Source organism: Kitasatospora sp. NEAU-CNBT7, assembly GCF_057220535.1.
Window position 1 is genome coordinate 167852 of the sequence record NZ_JBXQQB010000004.1, and the last position, 16324, is coordinate 184175.

The 16324-nt window shown below is 75.9% G+C and carries 17 protein-coding genes; 6 read left to right on the top strand and 11 right to left on the bottom strand.

The genetic code is table 11. The features are described from left to right. Positions 1-115: 115 nt before the first annotated feature. Positions 116-889: a response regulator transcription factor gene (locus AC2TEW_RS07505; protein WP_484622549.1), complete on the bottom strand. Its 774-nt coding sequence runs from the start codon at positions 887-889 to the stop codon at positions 116-118. A gap of 116 nt (positions 890-1005) precedes the next feature. Between AC2TEW_RS07505 and AC2TEW_RS07510 the strand changes: the two genes are divergently transcribed. Continuing rightward, the gene (locus AC2TEW_RS07510; RefSeq protein ID WP_484622550.1) at positions 1006-1941 is read left to right on the top strand and encodes a hypothetical protein; all 936 of its coding nucleotides are present in this window, start codon (positions 1006-1008) and stop codon (positions 1939-1941) included. Between the two features lie 30 nt (positions 1942-1971). On the opposite strand, the gene AC2TEW_RS07515 is transcribed toward AC2TEW_RS07510, so the two are convergent. From AC2TEW_RS07515 to AC2TEW_RS07560, 10 genes are all read right to left on the bottom strand, one after another. Next, positions 1972-2508 (bottom strand): VOC family protein, encoded by a 537-nt coding sequence (locus AC2TEW_RS07515; RefSeq protein WP_484622551.1) that lies wholly within the window; start codon positions 2506-2508, stop codon positions 1972-1974. Continuing rightward, a complete protein-coding gene (locus AC2TEW_RS07520; RefSeq protein WP_484622552.1) occupies positions 2505-3338 on the bottom strand; it encodes an SDR family oxidoreductase in 834 nt (277 codons plus the stop codon). Before AC2TEW_RS07520 ends, AC2TEW_RS07515 begins: the two co-directional genes overlap by 4 nt. Next, entirely contained in the window at positions 3335-4090 is a 756-nt protein-coding gene (locus tag AC2TEW_RS07525; protein ID WP_484622553.1) for a cupin domain-containing protein, read from the bottom strand. The genes AC2TEW_RS07520 and AC2TEW_RS07525 overlap by 4 nt, the downstream gene beginning before the upstream one ends. Continuing rightward, positions 4087-5157: a zinc-dependent alcohol dehydrogenase gene (locus AC2TEW_RS07530; protein WP_484622554.1), complete on the bottom strand. Its 1071-nt coding sequence runs from the start codon at positions 5155-5157 to the stop codon at positions 4087-4089. The genes AC2TEW_RS07525 and AC2TEW_RS07530 overlap by 4 nt, the downstream gene beginning before the upstream one ends. Further along, positions 5154-5561 carry a hypothetical protein gene (locus AC2TEW_RS07535; RefSeq protein WP_484622555.1) on the bottom strand — a complete coding sequence of 136 codons (408 nt, stop codon included), beginning with the start codon at positions 5559-5561 and terminating at the stop codon, positions 5154-5156. Before AC2TEW_RS07535 ends, AC2TEW_RS07530 begins: the two co-directional genes overlap by 4 nt. Beyond that, positions 5558-5923 (bottom strand): cupin domain-containing protein, encoded by a 366-nt coding sequence (locus AC2TEW_RS07540; protein WP_484622556.1) that lies wholly within the window; start codon positions 5921-5923, stop codon positions 5558-5560. Before AC2TEW_RS07540 ends, AC2TEW_RS07535 begins: the two co-directional genes overlap by 4 nt. Before the next feature lie 113 nt (positions 5924-6036). After that, entirely contained in the window at positions 6037-7158 is a 1122-nt protein-coding gene (locus AC2TEW_RS07545; protein ID WP_484622557.1) for a 3-dehydroquinate synthase family protein, read from the bottom strand. Between the two features lie 612 nt (positions 7159-7770). Continuing rightward, positions 7771-8166 carry a pirin family protein gene (locus AC2TEW_RS07550; RefSeq protein ID WP_484622558.1) on the bottom strand — a complete coding sequence of 132 codons (396 nt, stop codon included), beginning with the start codon at positions 8164-8166 and terminating at the stop codon, positions 7771-7773. Further along, positions 8163-8906 (bottom strand): cupin domain-containing protein, encoded by a 744-nt coding sequence (locus AC2TEW_RS07555; RefSeq protein WP_484622559.1) that lies wholly within the window; start codon positions 8904-8906, stop codon positions 8163-8165. The genes AC2TEW_RS07550 and AC2TEW_RS07555 overlap by 4 nt, the downstream gene beginning before the upstream one ends. Further along, positions 8891-10090, bottom strand: a complete 1200-nt coding sequence (locus tag AC2TEW_RS07560) for a sedoheptulose 7-phosphate cyclase (RefSeq protein WP_484622560.1) — start codon at positions 10088-10090, stop codon at positions 8891-8893. The genes AC2TEW_RS07555 and AC2TEW_RS07560 overlap by 16 nt, the downstream gene beginning before the upstream one ends. A 158-nt stretch (positions 10091-10248) precedes the next feature. On the opposite strand from AC2TEW_RS07560, the gene AC2TEW_RS07565 reads away from it, so the two are divergent. The 5 genes from AC2TEW_RS07565 to fahA all read left to right on the top strand — a co-directional run bounded on the left by AC2TEW_RS07565 (position 10249) and on the right by fahA (position 16251). Next, positions 10249-11538, top strand: a complete 1290-nt coding sequence (locus tag AC2TEW_RS07565) for a phosphoribosyltransferase family protein (RefSeq protein WP_484622561.1) — start codon at positions 10249-10251, stop codon at positions 11536-11538. Between the two features lie 324 nt (positions 11539-11862). Then, positions 11863-12999 (top strand): 4-hydroxyphenylpyruvate dioxygenase, encoded by a 1137-nt coding sequence (gene hppD, locus AC2TEW_RS07570; RefSeq protein ID WP_484622712.1) that lies wholly within the window; start codon positions 11863-11865, stop codon positions 12997-12999. A 20-nt stretch (positions 13000-13019) separates the two neighbouring features. Then, complete coding sequence (locus AC2TEW_RS07575) at positions 13020-14219, top strand: homogentisate 1,2-dioxygenase (RefSeq protein ID WP_484622562.1); 1200 nt, start codon at positions 13020-13022, stop codon at positions 14217-14219. Continuing rightward, positions 14216-15037: a hypothetical protein gene (locus AC2TEW_RS07580; protein WP_484622563.1), complete on the top strand. Its 822-nt coding sequence runs from the start codon at positions 14216-14218 to the stop codon at positions 15035-15037. Before AC2TEW_RS07575 ends, AC2TEW_RS07580 begins: the two co-directional genes overlap by 4 nt. Beyond that, positions 15034-16251: a fumarylacetoacetase gene (fahA, locus tag AC2TEW_RS07585; RefSeq protein ID WP_484622564.1), complete on the top strand. Its 1218-nt coding sequence runs from the start codon at positions 15034-15036 to the stop codon at positions 16249-16251. Before AC2TEW_RS07580 ends, fahA begins: the two co-directional genes overlap by 4 nt. Positions 16252-16324 lie beyond the last annotated feature (73 nt).

Here is a 16324-nt window from a genome sequence, read left to right on the forward strand (position 1 = left end):
TCCTCCTGGGCGTCGGTCCTCCTCGTGCTGCGGGTGGCCATCCTGGTCGGCCCGGTGTCCCGGGTGCACGGGGCCGCCGTCCCGTCCGGCCCCACGGCGCGGGCCGGGACCGCGCTCAGGAGTCGCCCAGGCCCATGTCCCGGGCCCGGGCGACGGCCTCGGCGCGGGTGGCGACGTGGAGCTTCTCGAAGATGTGGGTGACGTGGTTGCGGACGGTCTTCTCGGCGACGAACAGCTCCCGGGCGATCCGGCGGTTGTCCAGGCCGCGGGCGACCAGGTCGAGCACCTCCGCCTCGCGGGCGGTCAGCGCGGGGAAGAGCTGCCCGGCCTCGCGCAGCCGGCTGCCGGACAGCAGGGTGGTGATCCGGGCGGCGATCCCGGCCCCGAACACCGCGCCGCCGGCCGCCACCGTCCGGACCGCGTGCAGCACCTCGTCCCGCCCGGCGCCCTTGACCAGGTAGCCGCGGGCCCCGGCCTGCAGCGCCGCGAGCAGGCTGCCGTCGTCGTCGGCCATGGTCAGCATCAGGACCGGGACGGCGGAGCCGCCCCTTCCTGGCGCGGCCCCGTCGGGCGCGGCCCCGGCCGGGACGGGTCCGGGCCCGGGCCCGGCCGGGACGGAGGGGTCCGGCCGGGGCCGCCCGGGGGGCTGCGCGGAGAGCAGGCGGACCGCGTCCAGGCCGGAGCCGTCGGGCAGCGTCAGGTCGAGCACCACCACGTCCGGCCGGTGCTCGGCGACGGCACCCGGAACGGCGGCCACGGTCTCCGCCTCCCCCACCACCTCGACGCCGTCCGCGCTCTCCAGCGCCGCCCGGAGCCCCTCGCGGAAAAGCGGGTGATCATCAACGATCAGTACACGCACCGATGGGGCACCGCTCTGCTGATCAGCCACGCCGCGGACACTACCAGTGCCATCAGGGTGACTCTTGGTGACATGCGGGGACGGCGCCGATTGCCGGGGGATCCTCCGACGGTCCACCCATCGGAGCGTCGCGAAAGGCCGCCGCCATGGCACCAACACTCCTGCGGACCGCCGCCCGGCTGGCCCTCGCCCTCGGGGCACTGGCCGCCACCGCGGTCCCGGCCGCGGCCGCACCGCCCGGCGCGCCCTGGGCGGCCGCCCTCGACGGCTGCCCCGGCACCGGCCCGCTCCGCCCGTGCCTCGCGCTCGGCACGCCGCAGCGGCTCGGCGACGGCCTGGTGCGCACCTACGCCCGGCTGGACCACGGCCGGCCGCTGTCGGTCGGCATCCTGTACTCGGACCGCGCGCTGGAGCACCTGCCCACCGCCATGACCGACGGCCACCACTGCTTCGACGTCGACGGCGACGGCCGGACCGACCCGATGACCGAGTGCGCCGGCAACCACGAACGGGTGCTCCCGCTGCCCGCGGCCCTGCTGCGGATGCCGGACATGCCGCTGAAGTGGGCCCTGGTCAACTGGAACCCGATGGGCCACCCGCCGGCCGCGGTCTTCGACCGGCCGCACTTCGACAACCACTTCTACCTGCAGCCGAAGGCCGAACGGGACGCCATCCGGCCCGGCCCCTGCCGCGGCCTGACCAACTGCGCCGACTACGCGACCGCCACCCGTCCGGTCCCGGACGAGTACCTCCCGGCCGACCACCAGAACAAGAACATCACCGAGGTCGCCATGGGCAACCACCTGCCCGACCTCACCTCCCCCGAGTGGCACGGCTCGCCGTTCACCAAGACCTTCGTCTACGGCTCCTACGACGCCCGGATCACCTTCCTGGAGCCGATGGTCAGCCTGGCGACGCTGCGCGCCGCCCGGACCGCGGACCCGGCCGCCGCCTGCTCGCCGGTCAAACAGCCCAAGGCCTGGCAGCAGCCCGGCTGGTACCCGCGCAGCTACTGCGTCGGGTACCAGCCGGACCGGCACGCCTACCGCGTCTCGCTGGAGGACTTCGCCCTGCACCGCTGAACGGCGCCGGCGGCGCGCCCGCCGTCCCGGTCACCGCCAGGGCCCGTCGGGCGCGTACAGCCGGTCCGCGGTCCCCCGCTCGTACGGCATGCCGGGCGGCATCCGCAGCACCTCCAGCTGCAGGCCCCACGGGGTGCGGAAGTACACCCAGCGGTCACCGTGGATCGGGCCGCCGTCGGCGACCGTCTGCGGCTCGCCCAGCACCTCCACCCCCGGCTGCGCGCGCAGGTGGGCGGCGGCGGCGGCGACGTCCTCGACCGCGATGGCCAGATGGTGGCCGCCCCAGTCGCTGTTGCGCGGCAGCACCCGGCGCTGATCGGGCGAACGGTACTCGAACAGCTCCAGGTTGGTCACCGGGCCGAGCCGCAGCATGGCGATCCAGGCCCGCGCCTCGCGGTGGACCCCGAGCTGACGGGTCATCCACTCCCCCTCGGGGTCCTCGACCGGGCCGATCCGGTACAGCAGCCGGGCGCCGAGCACCCCGGTGAAGAACTCCACCGCCTGGTCCAGATCGGGCACGGTGTAGGCGACGTGGTGCACGGCGAGCGCACCGGGGATCCCGGTCATGACGGCCTCCCGGCCGGGGCGGGGGCGCCGTCCGGGCGCCGGTGGGCGGACGGCTCCGCCGCGGCGTACTGCTGCTCGTGGACGTAACGCTGGTTGGCGAGGGCGCCGGTCAGGCTCAGACCGCCGTCGACGGTGAGCGTGACGCCGGTGGTGTACGCGGCCTGCGGCGAGGCGAGGTGGACCACCGCGGCGGCCACCTCCGCGGCCCGGCCCGGCCGGCCGGCCGGGATCGCCGGACGCCGGTAGTCGGCGGCGTCCCGGCCCTCCGGCACCCCGTTCATCGGGGTCGCGGTCTCCCCCGGGCTGACCGCGTTCACGGTGATCCCGTACGGGGCCAGCTCCACCGCCATCACCTTGGTCAGCTCGCCCAGCCCGCCCTTGGCCGCGCAGTACGCGGCGCCGCCGACCACCGGGAGGAACTCGTGCACCGAGGTGACGTTGACGATCCGGCCGCCGCGCCCCTGTGCGGCCATCAGCCGGGCGGCCGCCTGGGCACAGGCGAACGGGCCGGTCAGGTCGACGTCGAGGATCCGCCGCCAGTCCTCCAGCTGCTCCACCAGGAAGCGTGAACGGCGGTTGACCCCGGCGCAGTTGACCAGGACGTCCAGCCCGCCCAGCTGTTCGGCGGCCCGCTCGACGGCCGCGGCGGCGCCGGCCGGATCGGCCAGGTCGAGGCGGAACGGCACCCCGCCGCCCGCGAGTTCGGCGGTCCGGCGGGCGCCCGCCGGGTCGCGGTGGTAGCCGAGCGCGACGGTCTGGCCGGCTTCGGCCAGGGCGACGGCGACCGCCCGGCCGATGCCGGAACTCGCGCCGGTGACGATGGCGTTCATGATGCCTCCTGAGCTGCGGTGGTGCGGATCCGGTAACCGGCGGCGCGCAGACTGCCCGCCCCCAGGTAGCCGTACAGGGCCGTGGTGGCGGCCCCGGGCCGGGTGGTGAAGCCGTGCCACTCCCCCGCCGGGACGTACGCCAGGTCACCCGCGGCCAGCCGGACCCGGCCGCTCTCCATGAGGTGGTCGCCCCCGCCGGTCAGGACCAGGAAGAACTCGTCCGCGGCCGGGTGGCAGTGCAGGGCGTGCCGGCCGCCGGGGACGAAGACCGAGGTCGCGACGGTGAGGCGGCGGGCACCGACGCTGCGCGCGGTGGCCAGCCAGTGCACGCCCATCCCGGCGAAGCCGCCGCCGCGGGTCAGCGCGGAGCCGTGCTCCGGCCGGCGGACCAGCGGCACCGAGGCCGGGGGCCCGCCACCCGGGCACCCGGCCGGGCCGGGCGGGCGGTTCCGGACGGGCGGGCCGTGCACGGTGAGCAGGGTGAGCGGGGCACCGGGGGCGGCGGCCAACGAGTACCCGGCGCCGGGCGGGTGGTAGAGCCCGGCGCCCGGCCCGAGCACCCGGGAGCCCCAGCGGGCCTGCCCGGCCAGGACCACGGTGACCGCCTCCGACTCCGCGGTGCTCCCGGTGCAGCCGCCCGCCGGGACGGCCTCGACGGTGAGGCCGCCGAGCGCGGCCGGCGCGATGGCGGGGTCGATCAGCCGGCGGAAGCCGGGCACCCGGGTGGGGAGCGCGGCAGGGACGAGGATCATCGGGCACCTCCGAAGTCGAGCAGGATCTTGGGGGCTCCGGCCCGCCCCCGGCCCAGCCGGCCGAAGGCCGACGGGCCCTCGGCGGGCGGGAGTTCGGCCGCGATCAGCGGCTCGGCGTCCAGCACGCCGGACCGGAACAGCTCCAGCGTCTGGTCGTAGTGGTCGACCCCGTGCCGGACGCCGGTCACCGACAGTCCGCGCAGGGCCAGTTCGCCGGGGACGAAGCCCTCGGCGGGTTCACCCGCGACGCCGATCACCGCCAGCCGCCCGCCGTCCGCCAGCAGGCCGAGGGCCCGGCGGAAGGCGGCAGCGGCGCCGGAGGCCTCGACCACCAGCGAGTAGCCGCGGTCCGCGGCCTCGGCGGGGGCGAACACGTGCCGGGCGCCGCACCGCCGGGCCAGCGCCAGGCCGGCCGGGTCGATGCCGACCGCGTCGACCGACCCGGCCAACCGGGCGGCGAGCTGTACCGCGAGCAGGCCGATCGTGCCGGTGCCCACGACGGCCACCCGGTCCTCGAGACGGCAGTCGGCCCGCTCCAGGGCGCCGACCACGGTGACGGCGGGCTCGACCAGGGCGGCCGCCCGGTCGCCCACCTCGTCCGGCACCCGGACCAGCGCGGTCTGCGGCATCGTCAGGTACTCGGCGGCGGCGCCCTGGCGGCCGTACAGACCGACCTCGGTGAGCCGCTCGCACAGCTCCCGGCGGCCGCGCCGGCAGCTGCGGCACAGCCCGCAGTGGACCATGGTCCGGCCCACCACCCGGTCGCCGGGCGCGAATTCGGGGCTGCCGGTGACCACCGTGCCGGTCCACTCGTGGCCGGGGACCAGCGGGTAGGCCGCCCGGCCGTCGCGCAGGTACGAGGCGGTGCCGCGGAGCAGCTCCAGGTCGGTGCCGCAGAGGCCGACCAGGGCGGTCCTGATCAGCGCCTCCCCCGGCCCGGGGACCGGCACCGGCAGGCGGGCCGGGACGACCCGGTCCGGGGCCTCGATCCGCAGCGCGGCCATGGTCCGGGGGACGGCGGTGGTCCGGGGGACGGCGGTGGGTGCGGGAACGGGATGGACGGTCATGGCCGGGTCCTCCTGCGGATCCTGGGGCGCCGGGGCGCCGGGGTGGGAACGGGGGCCGCGGTGCGCAGGGCCAGGCACAGCAGCTCCGCGCCCAGCGGTCCGGCCCGCAGGCGCAGCCCGCGGGCGGCCGGGGCCAGCAGCAGGTCGCCTCGGTCCGCCAGGTGCTGGGCGCCGTCCGGCACCTGCTCGGAGAGGACCGGGCCGCGCAGCACGAACCAGACGGACTCGCCGTCCGGCCGGCCCGGGTGTGCGTGGACGGCGCCGGGGCTCAGCCGCAGCTGGTCCACGGAGTCGGTGGCGCTGCGCAGCACGGCCCGCTGGGCGAGCGGCCTGACCCGGATGAACTCGCCGTCCGGGCCGGCCAGGACGGCGGCCGACGCGGAGGCGGTGCTGACGACGATCATCGGTGGCCCCCTCGGGGGACGGCCAGCACGGCGTGGAAGTACTCCAGGCCCGCCGGGCCGGCGGTCAGGGTGACGCTGCCGCCGAGCGGCAGGGTCAGGCCGGTGCCCTCCGCGAGTTCGACGTCCACCTCGCGGCCGCCGGCCCGGCCGGAGCCGGTGGTGACGTACAGGGTGTGCTCGACGCCGTCGGCGTCCAGGTCCAGTTCGGCGCCGGGCTCCAGCCAGGAGAGGCCGACGCCGAGCAGCGGGCCGGTCAGCACCCGGCCGGGGTCGACGGCGCGGCCCCGGCGCAGGGCGGTCACGGCGGTCCGGTCGGTCCGGTCGGGACGGTCACGCCGGTCAGGCCGGTCGGTGGTGGTCATGGTGGCTGCTCCTTCGTCCGTGGGTGGTCGTCCGTGGGTGTCCGGTGCTGTGCTTCGACGATCGGCCGCCCGTCGTCCCGGGTGCACGGGTGCGGTGTCCTGTCCGGGCCCGGTCAGTGCTCGGCCGGGGCCGGGACGCCGGGAGTGCGGGAGTGCGGGACCCCGGTGGGCCGTACGGCCTCGGCCCCGGCGCGCAGCGCCCGGGCGTCCACCCCGGTCAGCAGGCTGCCGCGGCCGGTGTACGGCCGGCCGAGTCCGGCGAGCAGGACCAGCCCGTCCTCGCCGTCGCGGGCGGCGGCCACCGGGACGGCGGCCGCGAGGCCCGCCGGGTCGACGCCGGGCGGCAGGACCACCGGCAGGCCCGCGCGGCGCAGCAGGTCGCGGTGGGCCTGTTCGTCCTCGGCCGGCAGGAGACCGAGCCGGGCCGCGATCCGGGCGGCGACCAGCATGCCGAGACCCTCCGACGGACCCTCGCCGAGCGCGCCGCCCGCCAGCAGGCGGATCGCCCGGCCGACGGTGCGGCCGTAGCCGAGGGCGCGTCCCGGTCCGCGTTCCAGCGGGTCGTCGCGGGTGACGGCGGCCCGGGCGTCCGCGCACAGGGCGAGGAACGCAGCCAGCTCGCGCGGCCGGTAGCCGCCCTCGGGGCGGAGCGCGGCGGCCAGCGGCCGGTACCCGGCGGGGCACACCGCCAGCACGGCGCGGACCGCCTCCACCAGGTCGGCGGGGGCGGCGGCGAGCCGGTCGAGCGGACAGAAGACCAGTTCCGGTGCCTGCCACAGCCCGAGCACGCCCGAGCCGACGGTGTGCCGCAGGGACAGCGCGGCACCGCAGGCGGCCGCGAGGGTGCCCGGCACCTGGACCAGGCGCAGGCCGTTGAACAGCAGCCCCGCCAGCAGTCCGGCGGTGTGCGCGGCCCGGCCGCCGCCCACGCCGAGGACGACGCTACGGCGGGTGGCACCGGCCGCCAGCGCCCGTTCGGCGAGGCGCTCGACGGAGCGCAGGGTGCCGGCCGCCGGGACGGGCAGCCGGACGGCGCGGGCCGGGAGGTCCGCGGCGAGCGCCTCCGCGGACCACCCGGCGTCGGTCACCGCGACGAACAGGTCTGCGTGGAGGGCGGCCAGTTCGGCGGTGAGGTCGGGGCGGGTGGCCGGCCCGCTGCGGGCCAGCAGGCGGACGGTGGCCCCGCCGGTCTGGATCTGCCGGTCGAGGGCGGCCGGCCGGGTGGGGTGGGTCATCGCGCTCCTCCGCTCTGCCGACCCTGGCAGCGGGCCGACCCTGGCCACCGTCCGCCGCCCACCGCCCCGGGCGCCTGAGCCCTGACACCCGTCCCGGACCCGGTCCCGGTCCCGCCCCGGGGGGACGGGACGCACAGCATCGGTGGCCGCCGCCAGGGCGGACGGGGTCAGGTAGGGGCCCGGGGAACCGCGCGGGGCGGGACCCGCGGCACTTCCCTCTCACCCCCGAACGGGCACGCACACCACCGCGGAGCAGAACCCCCACCCCCGCGGAGTGCAGCCCCCCGTACGCCCGCTCGAGGACCCCTCCCGTCGCCGCACAGCGCACGCCCAGCCGAGCGGCCCTGTCCCCGCCGGTGGCACCCACCGAAGGAGCACGCACAGCACCGCGAAGCAGAAGCCGCGGCGCCTCCCCTCGCCTCCCCCCGAACGGGCACGCACACCACCGCGGAACGCAACCTGCCACGTCCCCTCCCCCTCGGCCGGGCCCGCCGCCCAGCAGCACGCACACCACCTCGGAGCGGCCTCCACCCCCGCCGGAGGCCCCCTCCGAAGCCGCCCGCACACCCCCGCGGAGCGGCCCCCACCCCCGCCGGCGGCGCCCCCGTCGTGTCAGGTGTGCGGGAGGAGGTCGGGGCGGCGCGGTGGCAGGGCCGAACTGACCTCGTGGGGAAGCACGGTGAGGCAGAGCAGTTCGGCGCCGAGCGGTCCGGCGTGCAGGTGGACGCGGTCGCCGTGCGGGGCGAGCAGCAGGTCGCCGTCGGTGAGGGTGCGCTGGGGCACGTCGGGGCAGTCCAGCAGGGCGGCCGAGCCGCGCAGCACGTACCAGGCGGCCTCGGTGTCCTCGCGGCCGGACAGGTCGAAGCAGGCGCCGGGGCCGAGCCGGACGTGGTCGACGGCCTCGGTCTCGCTGTGCAGCATGCCGCGGCGGGCCAGGCAGCGGACGTGCAGCCGCTGGGTGCCCGGCCCGAGGTGGACGGCCGCGCGGGCGGTGTCGGCGACGATCACGGCCGTTCACCTCCCGCTCCGCAGACCGCGCCGGTCCCCGGGCCGCGGCCGTCCGGGACGGCGAGTTCGGCGTGCACGTACTCCAGTCCCCCGCGCCCGGCGGTGAGCGCCGCCGAGCTGCCGAGCGGCAGGGTCAGTGCCCGGCCGGGCCGCAGCGGCACCCGCAGTCCGGTGGTGGCGGCGCGCCCGGAGCCGGCGCTGACGAACAGGGTGTGCTCGACGCCGTCGGCGGTCAGGGTGACCCGTTCGCCGGGCCGCAGCCGGACCGTCTCGAGCAGTCGCAGCGGTCCGGACAGCACGACTGTCGGGTCGACCCGGCCGAGCCGGCGCAGGTTGGTGACGAGCGAGTGGTCCAGCAGTGGCGTCCGCGGGGACGGGAGCAGGGGGGCGGTCACTTCGATCACCAGCCATTCCAGGGCCTGCCGGCCCAGGTTGCGCAGGCCGTGCCGGGTACCGACGCGGGTGAGGACCGCGTCTCCGGCCCGGACGGGGTGGGGGTGGCCGTCGAGGGTGATCTCGCCGTGGCCGGCGAGCAGGACGTACACCTCCTCGGTACGGGTGTGCAGGTGCTCGCCGCTGACGCCGCCGCGCGGGATCCTGGCCCACTCGACGGCCTCCCAGCCGCCGCCGAGACCGGCCCGGCGGGCCAGGCAGGCCCACTGGGTCAGTCCGGAGGTGCCGTGCACGCCGTGGACGGCGACCGGGTCGCGGGTGTCCGCGACGATCACCGCGGGGCGCACGACAGCTCCGCCAGGTCGGCCGCGGCGGCGGCGAGTTCCGCCGGGGTGAGGTCGTCGACGAAGCAGCCGTCGCCGATCCCGACGGGCAGTGGCAGCCGCTGGCGGCCGTCGCGGTGGCGGACGGTGTCGGTGAGGGCGTCGCCGAGGGTGTCGGGTTCCATCAGCGGGTGGTGGACCGGCAGCCGCAGCCGCCGCATCAGGGCGAGCACGCGGTCGCGCTGTTCGAGGTCGAGCAGCCCGCGGCGGGCGGCCAGCACGGTGGTGAGGGCCATGTCCAGGCAGACCGCCTCGCCGTGCAGCAGTTCGGGCAGCGCCCGCATCTCGACGGTCGGGCTGAACGAGTGGCCGTAGTCCATCGAGCGTTCCAGCCGGTGCTCCCAGAGGTTGGGCTGGAGCTCCTCGAGCATGCCGTGCACGGCCCGGGTCAGCACCTCGCTGCCTGCCGCTGGGCCCTGGAAGCGTTCGGCGACCAGGTCCGGGCCGTGGGCGTCGAGCAGGTCGAACAGCCGGCGGTCCTTGATCAGGGCGACCTTGAGGATCTCGGCCATGCCGTTGCTCAGGTGGCGGTGGTCCAGGGTGGCGAGGAAGCCGGGGTCCAGCAGGGTGGCGGTGGCCGGGTGGTAGGTGCCCAGCCGGTTCTTGTGGCGGCCGAAGTTGACGCCGGTCTTGGCGCCGACGCCCGCGTCCACCAGGCCGATCAGGGTGGTGGGCACCCGGACGAACGGGGTGGAGCGCCGGTAGAGGCTGCAGGCGAGGCCGACCACGTCCATCAGGACGCCGCCGCCCATCGCGATGACCGGCTCGCCGCGCCGGGAGATGCCGAAGCGGTCCATCTGCTCGGCGACCCGGAACACCGACTCCATGTCCTTGACCCGCTCGTGGGCGGGCAGCACGCACAGCTCGTACGGCACCCGGCGGGCCGTGAAGTAGCGGTGGACGCGGTCGCCGTACAGCTCGTGCACCCGGGCCTCGACGACGACCAGCCGGCGGCCGGCCGGTCCGCCGGCCCGGGCCAGCGCGGGGTCGGCCGGGTCGAGCAGGTGCGGGGTGAAGCGGACCTGGTAGCTGACGGGCAGGGCGGTGGTCACCGTCCAGGAGCTGACGGGCTCGCCCGTGGTGAACAGTCCGTGGTCGGCCGGTGCGGCCCCGGTGGTCCCGGTGGTCGATGTGGTCGATGTGGTCACGGTGGGACTCCTTCGCAGCGGGGCACGGGGCGCGGTACGCGGCCCGGCCTCCACCGTCGCGATCCCGCCGTCCCGGACGCACGGGTGCGGGGCCACCCCCGGTCCCGCCCGGGTCCCGGGCCCGGCGGCGGACGTACCGTGGAGGGGGAGGCGCCGCCATGCACTTCACCGACCGCAGGGACGCCGGCCGCCGGCTGGCGGCCGGGCTGACCCACCTGCTGTCCACCGACCCGGTGGTGGTGGCCCTGCCCCGGGGCGGTGTCCCCGTCGGGGCCGAGGTCGCCCGGGCACTCGGTGCCCCGCTGGACATCTGCGTGATCCGCAAGCTCGGTGTGCCGAGCCAGCCCGAGCTGGGCATGGGCGCGATCGGCGAGGACGGCGCCCGGGTGGTGAACGAGCGGGTGGTCCGCGGCGCGGGCGTCACGGACGCGCAGCTCGCCGCCGTCGAGCGGCAGGAACGGGCCGAGCTGGCCCGCCGCGCGGAGCGGTACCGGCACGGCCGCCCGGCCGTACCGGTGCGCGGGCGGACCGTGGTGGTGGTGGACGACGGGGTGGCGACCGGTTCGACCGCGCTGGCCGCCTGCCGGATCGTACGGGCCCGCGGCGCGGCCCGGGTGGTGCTGGCGGTCCCGGTCGCACCGGTGGACTGGACGGACCGGCTGGCGGGCGCCGCCGACGAGCTGGTCTGCCCGTACACGCCGGCCCGGTTCTGGGCGATCGGGCAGTTCTACGACGACTTCGAGCAGACCACCGACTCCGAGGTGCTGGACTGCCTGGGCGAGGCCGAGCACCGGGAGCCGTCCGAGCCGGACAGCCGGGAGCTGGTCTTCGACCTGCCGGGGGCGCGGCTGCCCGGCGAGCTGCTGGTGCCGGGCCGGCCGCTCGGCGTGGTGCTGTTCGCGCACGGCAGCGGCAGCAGCCGGCGCAGCCCGCGCAACGCGGCCGTCGCCCGCTCGCTCAACCGGGCGGGGCTGGGCACCCTGCTGTTCGACCTGCTCACCGAGGCCGAGGAGCCGGACCGGGGCAAGGTCTTCGACCCGCCGCTGCTCGGCGGCCGGCTGGCGGAGGTGACCCGGCGGCTGCGCGCCGACCCGGCCTGCGCCGGTCTGCCGCTCGGCTACTTCGGCGCCAGTACGGGGGCCGCGGCCGCGCTGTGGGCGGCCACCGAGCCGGGGACCGAGCCCGCCGCGATCGTCTCCCGCGGCGGGCGCCCGGACCTGGCCGGACCGCGGCTCGCCGCGGTCACCACGCCGACCCTGCTGGTGGTCGGCGGTGCGGACACCGGCGTGCTGGAGCTCAACCGGCTGGCCAGGGCGCAGCTGGGCGGCGAGAGCGCGCTGCTGGTGGTGCCGGAGGCGGGCCATCTGTTCGAGGAGCCCGGTGCGCTGGCGGCGGTGGCCCGGCTGGCCGCCGAGTGGTTCACCCGGCACTTCACGTTCGAGGATTGAGCCACGGACCGGATCGAGCGACGGACAGGGTGAACCACGGACCGGTTCGGGGACCGTTCCGGGAAGGACCGGGCGGAGCCCCGGACGGCTGGTCAATCTGAGCAGAAGAAACGGTCCGGTGCTGCTCACCTTGTACACATTGATCAGTGAAAACCCGACCTGTTGCCCAACCAGCCCGACGGGAGCAAGCTCTGCCCAACCGGTGGCGCCCACCCGCTGCGCCGCGGACCCCTCGACGTGGAGGAAGCACCGATGACCGCCAACGCCGTTGAACTCACCCCCGAGGAGCTGGAGGCCGGCCTCGACGCGGAGCAGCTGCGCCGCCTGGTCGGCCTGGTCGAGCACGACCCGGCCCAGGACCCCTTCCCGGTGATCGCCCAGGACGCGGTGGTCTTCGTCGTCGGCAACGCCACTCTGACGGCCCAGCTGTACCAGGTCGTCTTCGGGATGGAGCTGGTCGCCTACTCCGGCCCCGAGACCGGCCGCCGCGACCGCAAGGCGTACGTGCTGCGCTCCGGCTCCTGCCGCTTCGTGATCAAGGGCGGGGTGGCCCCGGACAGCCCGCTGCTGGACCACCACCGCCGGCACGGCGACGGCGTGGTCGACCTCGCGATCGAGGTCCCGGACGTCGACAAGTGCATCGCGCATGCCCGCGCCCAGGGCGCCCGGATCCTGGAGGAGCCGAACGACGTCTCCGACGAGAACGGCACCGTGCGCCGCGCGGCCATCGCCACCTACGGCGAGACCCGGCACACCCTGGTCGACCGCTCCCGCTACACCGGCCCGTACCTGCCGGGCTACGTGGTCGCCGAGACCAAGGTGCAGCGGCCCGAGGGCGCCCCGAAGCGGCTGTTCCAGGCGCTCGACCACGCGGTCGGCAACGTCGAGCTCGGCCACATGAACGAGTGGGTCGGCTTCTACAACAAGGTCATGGGCTTCGTGAACATGGCGGAGTTCGTCGGCGACGACATCGCCACCGAGTACTCCGCGCTGATGAGCAAGGTGGTCGCCAGCGGCAACCACCGGGTGAAGTTCCCGCTGAACGAGCCCGCCATCGCCAAGAAGAAGTCGCAGATCGACGAGTACCTGGAGTTCTACGGCGGCCCCGGCTGCCAGCACCTGGCGCTCGCCACCAACGACATCCTCACCACCGTCGACGTGCTGCGCTCGCGCGGCGTGGAGTTCCTGTCCACCCCCGACTCGTACTACGACGACCCCGAGCTGCGGGAGCGGATCGGCAAGGTCCGGGTGCCGGTCGAGGAGCTGAAGAAGCGCGGCATCCTGGTCGACCGCGACGAGGACGGCTACCTGCTGCAGATCTTCACCAAGCCCCAGGGCGACCGGCCGACGGTGTTCTTCGAGTTCATCGAGCGGCATGGTTCGCTGGGCTTCGGCAAGGGCAACTTCAAGGCGCTCTTCGAGTCCATCGAGCGCGAGCAGGACAAGCGCGGCAACCTCTGAGCCCCTGAGGAGACTCCACGATGGCGCACTACCGGCAGCTGGGCAGCATCCCGCCCAAGCGGCACACCCAGCACCGCACCCCCGAGGGCGGCCTCTACTACGAGGAGCTGATGGGCGAGGAGGGCTTCACCTCCGACTCCTCGCTGCTCTACCACCGGGGCATCCCCTCGGCGATCGTGGACGCCCGGCCCTGGGAGCTGCCGGACCAGCGCACCACGCCGAACCTCCCGCTGATCCCCCGCCACCTCAAGCTGCACACGCTGAGCGAGGGCGAGGAGTGGAAGGACACCGACGTGGTGACCGGGCGCCGGCTGGTGATCGGCAACGCCGACGTGCGGATCAGCTACGTGGCGGCGGGCGCGCCGAGCGAGCTGTACCGCAACGGGCTGGGCGACGAGTGCGTCTACGTGGAGTCCGGCTCGGGCACGGTGGAGACGGTGTTCGGCACCCTGGAGGTCGGCCAGGGGGACTACGTGATCATCCCCCGGGCCACCACCCACCGCTGGGTGCCCGCACCGGACACGCCACTGCGCGCCTACTGCATCGAGGCCAACAGCCACATCACCCCGCCCAAGCGGTACCTGTCGCGGTTCGGCCAGCTGCTGGAGCACGCGCCGTACTGCGAGCGGGACCTGCGCGGGCCGGTGGGGCCGCTGCTGGTCGAGGGCACCGACGTGGACGTGCTGGTCAAACACCGCGGCGCCAACGGGGTGGTGGGCACCCGGTACACCGTGCCGCACCACCCGTTCGACGTGGTCGGCTGGGACGGCTGCCTGTACCCGTACGCCTTCAACATCTCCGACTTCGAGCCGATCACCGGGCGGATCCACCAGCCGCCGCCGGCCCACCAGGTCTTCGAGGGCCACAACTTCGTGATCTGCAACTTCGTGCCGCGCAAGGTCGACTACCACCCGCTGTCCATCCCGGTGCCGTACTACCACGCCAACGTGGACAGCGACGAGGTGATGTTCTACTGCGGCGGCGACTACGAGGCCCGCAAGGGCTCCGGCATCGCCCAGGGCTCGATCTCGCTGCACCCCGGCGGCCACACCCACGGGCCGCAGCCGGGCGCCTACGAGCGCTCGATCGGCGCCGAGTTCTTCGACGAGCTGGCAGTCATGGTGGACACCTTCCGCCCGCTGGAGCTCGGCGAGGCCGGCACCGCCAGTGAGGACCCGAACTACGCCTGGACCTGGTCCGGCCGCGGGCCGCAGCGGTGACCGTCCCCGCCCTCTACCGGGGGCTGTTCGACGACGCGGCGCTCTTCCCGCCGGGGGACCTGCCGCTGCCCGAGGCGGTGCCGGCCCACGCCGCGCACCGGAGCGCCTGGTACGCGGAGGCGGTCGGCCCGTTCCTGGTCGGCGCGGGCCGGCTGGCCGAGCTGCGGCCCCTCACGGGCGCGCCGCTGCGGGTCGCCCTGGTGCTGCCGGGGGGCAGCAGCCAGCTGGCACCCGCACTGGCCGCCGCCGACGGGCTGACCGTGGCCGGCGTGGAACTGGCCGACCCGGACGTCCGGACGGCGGTCGCCGCGCTGGCCGGGCAGCTGCCGGCCGGCGTGGAGGCGGCCGTGGAGCTCCCGCGCGGCGAGGGCCTGCCGGCCGCGCTGGACGTGCTGGCCGGCACGCCGTACCGGGCCAAGTTCCGCACCGGCGGCCTGGCCGCCGGGGCGTTCCCCTCGGAGACCGAGCTGGCCGGCTTCCTGGCGGGCTGCGCCGAGCGCGGCCTGCCGTACAAGTGCACGGCCGGACTGCACCACGCCGTCCGGCACACCGACCCGGTGACCGGCTTCGAGCACCACGGCTTCCTGAACGTGCTGCTGGCCGCCGCGGCCGGGCCGGACGAGAAGCTCGCCGCCGAGGCGCTGGCCGAACGCTCCGGCGCGCTGCTGGCCGCCGCCGCCCGCGAGCTGACGGACCACCAGGTCGACCAGGTGCGCGGCCGCTTCACCGCGTTCGGCACCTGCAGCATCGCCGAGCCGCTCGAGGACCTGGCCGCGCTCGGCCTGCTCACCGCACCCGCACCACAGGAGGACCGTTGACCGCCCCCACCTGGCTCGCCGTCCCGGCCGAGTCCCCGTTCGGCATCCACAACCTGCCGTACGGCGTCTTCACCGCCCCCGACCGGCCCGGCCGGCGGCGGATCGGCGTACGGATCGGCGAGCAGGTCCTCGACCTCGGCGCGACCGCCCGCGCGGCCGGCGCACCGTCCGTGCTGCTGGACGCGGACAGCCTCAACCCGCTGATGGCGGCGGGCCGTTCCACTTGGACCACGGTCCGGGCGGCAATCACCGAGTGGCTCACCGACGAGGCGTACCGGCCCGCGGTCACCCCCAACCTGGTGGACCTCGCCGACGCGGAGCTGCACCTGCCGTTCGAGGTCGCCGACTACGTCGACTTCTACGCCTCCGAGCACCACGCGACCAACCTGGGCAAGCTGTTCCGCCCCGGCACCGAGCCGCTCACCCCGAACTGGAAGCACCTGCCGATCGGCTACCACGGCCGGGCCGGCACGGTGGTGGTCTCCGGCACGCCGGTGGTCCGCCCGCACGGCCAGCGCAAGGCGCCCACCGACGCGGTGCCCGGCTTCGGGCCCTCCCGCCGGCTCGACATCGAGGCCGAGGTCGGCTTCGTCGTCGGCACCCCCACCGAGCTCGGCAGCCGGGTCGCGCTGGCCGACTTCGCCGAGCACGTCTTCGGCGTGCTGCTGCTCAACGACTGGTCCGCGCGCGACATCCAGGCCTGGGAGTACGTGCCGCTCGGCCCGTTCCTCGGCAAGTCCTTCGCCACCTCCGTCTCGCCCTGGGTGGTGCCGCTGGCCGCCCTGGAGCACGCCCGGGTCGCCCCGCCGGCCCGCGACGTCGAGCCGCTGCCGTACCTGGACGACCGGGCCGCCGAGCCCTGGGGCCTGGACCTGGCGATGGAGGTCGAGCTCAACGGCCACCCGGTCTCCCGCCCCCCGTTCGCGGCGATGTACTGGACGGCCGCCCAGCAGCTGGCGCACCTGACGGTCAACGGCGCCTCGCTGCGCACCGGCGACCTGTACGCCTCCGGCACCGTCAGCGGCCCCGAGCCGGAGAGCCGCGGCGCGCTGATCGAGCTCACCTGGAACGGCGAGAACCCGGTCAAGCTGCCCGACGGCACCACCCGCACCTTCCTGGAGGACGGCGACGAGGTCACCATCACCGCCACCGCCCCGGGCCCCGACGGCACCCGGATCGGCTTCGGCGAGGTCTACGGCCGGATCGTCCCGTAGCGCGCGGACCCTCCGCCGGGCCCGTCACCTCCCGAGGTGGCGGGCCCGGCGCCGTCCGGGCGAGGGCCTACGC

Coding starts and splice junctions, on each gene's coding strand:
- AC2TEW_RS07510 (WP_484622550.1), top strand. CDS start 1,006: ATGGCACCAACACTCCTGCGGACCGCCGCCCGGCTGGCCCTCGCCCTC.
- AC2TEW_RS07515 (WP_484622551.1), bottom strand. CDS start 2,508: ATGACCGGGATCCCCGGTGCGCTCGCCGTGCACCACGTCGCCTACACC.
- AC2TEW_RS07520 (WP_484622552.1), bottom strand. CDS start 3,338: ATGAACGCCATCGTCACCGGCGCGAGTTCCGGCATCGGCCGGGCGGTC.
- AC2TEW_RS07525 (WP_484622553.1), bottom strand. CDS start 4,090: ATGATCCTCGTCCCTGCCGCGCTCCCCACCCGGGTGCCCGGCTTCCGC.
- AC2TEW_RS07530 (WP_484622554.1), bottom strand. CDS start 5,157: ATGACCGTCCATCCCGTTCCCGCACCCACCGCCGTCCCCCGGACCACC.
- AC2TEW_RS07535 (WP_484622555.1), bottom strand. CDS start 5,561: ATGATCGTCGTCAGCACCGCCTCCGCGTCGGCCGCCGTCCTGGCCGGC.
- AC2TEW_RS07540 (WP_484622556.1), bottom strand. CDS start 5,923: ATGACCACCACCGACCGGCCTGACCGGCGTGACCGTCCCGACCGGACC.
- AC2TEW_RS07545 (WP_484622557.1), bottom strand. CDS start 7,158: ATGACCCACCCCACCCGGCCGGCCGCCCTCGACCGGCAGATCCAGACC.
- AC2TEW_RS07565 (WP_484622561.1), top strand. CDS start 10,249: ATGCACTTCACCGACCGCAGGGACGCCGGCCGCCGGCTGGCGGCCGGG.
- AC2TEW_RS07575 (WP_484622562.1), top strand. CDS start 13,020: ATGGCGCACTACCGGCAGCTGGGCAGCATCCCGCCCAAGCGGCACACC.